The sequence below is a fragment of the Xanthomonas sp. SHU 308 genome (assembly GCF_000364645.1).
GTDB lineage: Bacteria > Pseudomonadota > Gammaproteobacteria > Xanthomonadales > Xanthomonadaceae > Xanthomonas_A > Xanthomonas_A sontii.
The window spans coordinates 1-1,973 of record NZ_AQOK01000815.1; the positions used below are offsets into that span (position 1 = coordinate 1).

Consider the following 1,973-nt stretch of genomic DNA (forward strand, 5'->3'; position numbering starts at 1 on the left):
TCCCGGTGGGAGAGGGGCTTTGGCTTCTCCCTTCTCCCGCCGGGAGAAGGTGCGCCGCAGGGGCGGATGAGGGTACGGGCGCAGCCTCGCATCATCAAATCAACGCGAGCGCCGCTACCACATGGGTTGCACAGCGCGCTGGCTAGGCTGACACAATCTCCCTCGCCCGGTCGCCCCAATGTCGCTGATCCCATCGCCCGCCCCTGTCCCCGCCCTGCCCTTACGCGACCGTGTGGTGCTGGTCACCGGCGGCGCGCAGGGCATCGGCCGCGGCGTGGTGCAGGCAGTGCTCGGGGCTGGCGGCAACGTCGTGTTCGGCGATCTCGACGCCGACGCCGGGCGGGCCTGCGTGACCGAGCTGGACGTCGGCGAACGCCTGCTGTTCCGTCGCGTCGACGTTGCCGCCGAAGCGAGCGTGCGCCGCTTCGTCGATGCCGCGCTGACCCGGTTCGGCCGCATCGATGGACTGGTCAACAACGCCGGCATCGCCGATCCACATACCGGCCCGCTGGCGCAATTGTCGCTGCGCGAATGGAACCGGCGGCTGGGGGCGAGCCTGGGCGGTGCGTTCCTGTGCAGCAAACATGCCCTGCCGGCGTTGCGCGACAGCCGCGGCGGCGGCGCCATCGTCAACATCGCCTCCACCCGCGCGCAGCAGTCCGAACCGGACACCGAGGCCTACGCCGCGTCGAAGGGCGGGCTGGTGGCGTTCACCCACGCGCTGGCGATCAGCGCCGGGCCGCAGGTGCGGGTCAACTGCATCAGCCCCGGCTGGATCGCGACCGATGCCTGGCGCAAGCCGAAGGCGCGGCGCGCTCCCAAGCTGTCGCGACAGGACCATGCGCAGCACCCGGCCGGGCGGGTCGGCACGCCGCCGGACATCGGCGCGCTGGCGGTCTATCTGCTGTCGGCGCAGGCCGGCTTCATCACCGGCCAGGAGTTCGTGGTCGATGGCGGGATGACACGCAAGATGCAGTACGCCTGAGAGCGTGGGGATTGGGGAGTCGGGATTGGGGATTCGTTAAAGCTGCCGCTGCTTCGCCTGACGGGCCACGTGCATAGCTGGCAGCAACCCGCCTTTGCCAATCCCCAATCCCGACTCCCCAATCCCGCGACAATCAGCCGCCCACCAGCGGCTCCAACTGCGGATCCAGCGCCACGCGTTCGTCGAAGACGAAGCAGCGGCCGTCGTAGCCCTCGCCGCCCACTTCCTCGAAGTAGCCGAGGATCCCGCCGTCCAGTTGCAGCACGTTGTCCATGCCGTCGGCGCGCATCCACAGCGCCGCCTTTTCGCAGCGGATGCCGCCGGTGCAGAAGCTGACCACGGTGGCGTCGGCCAGGGCCGCGCGATGCGGGGCCAGCGCCTCCGGCAGGTCGGTGAACTTGACGATCGGCAGGGTCAGCGCGCCGGCGAAGGTGCCGTAGACCACTTCCTGCGCATTGCGCGTGTCCAGCAGCACCACGCGCCGACCGGTGTCGTCGTGCCCCTGGCGCAGCCAGCGCTGCAGGGTCGCCGGCGCCACCGCCGGTGCGCGCGCCGCCTGCAGCGGCGAGGCGGCGTCGCGGCGGAAGCTGATGATCTCCGGCTTGACCTTGACCTTCAGCCGCGCGAACGGCTGCTGTGCGCTGGTGCTGGACTTGACGCGCAGGTCGGCGAAGCGCGAATCGGCGCGCAATTTCGCGTAGAAGCCGTCGATCGCCGCCGGCGCACCGGCCAGAAACAGGTTGATGCCCTCGCCCGCCACCAGCACCGTGCCGCGCAGGTCGCCGTCCTGCGCCCAGGCGTGCAATTGCGCGGCGAGCGCGTCGGGGTCGGCGATGGCGACGAAGTGGTAGGCGGCGGTGTTGGCGATCATCGGTGCATTTTAGAGCCTGCGACGCATGCCCGCTGCAGGAAACGGCCGCCCCACCGCACACCGGCACCTCGGCGACGCGTGTTGCAGCGTCGCCGCTAGCCGCGCAGCAGCAGGAAC

Annotated in this window: 2 protein-coding genes; one reads left to right on the plus strand and one right to left on the minus strand. The window is 70.5% G+C overall.

Annotated elements, in window-relative coordinates:
- Window positions 1-178 precede the first annotated feature (178 nt).
- The gene (locus tag D588_RS0121465; protein WP_026143972.1) at window positions 179-985 is read left to right on the plus strand and encodes a glucose 1-dehydrogenase; all 807 of its coding nucleotides are present in this window, start codon (window positions 179-181) and stop codon (window positions 983-985) included.
- Window positions 986-1,118: 133 nt separating this feature from the next.
- Here the strand turns inward: D588_RS0121465 and D588_RS0121470 are convergent, their stop codons facing one another.
- Window positions 1,119-1,856, minus strand: coding sequence for a sulfurtransferase (locus D588_RS0121470; RefSeq protein WP_017917468.1), 738 nt, complete (start codon window positions 1,854-1,856; stop codon window positions 1,119-1,121).
- Window positions 1,857-1,973 lie beyond the last annotated feature (117 nt).

Coding starts and splice junctions, on each gene's coding strand:
- D588_RS0121465 (WP_026143972.1), top strand. CDS start 179: ATGTCGCTGATCCCATCGCCCGCCCCTGTCCCCGCCCTGCCCTTACGC.
- D588_RS0121470 (WP_017917468.1), bottom strand. CDS start 1,856: ATGATCGCCAACACCGCCGCCTACCACTTCGTCGCCATCGCCGACCCC.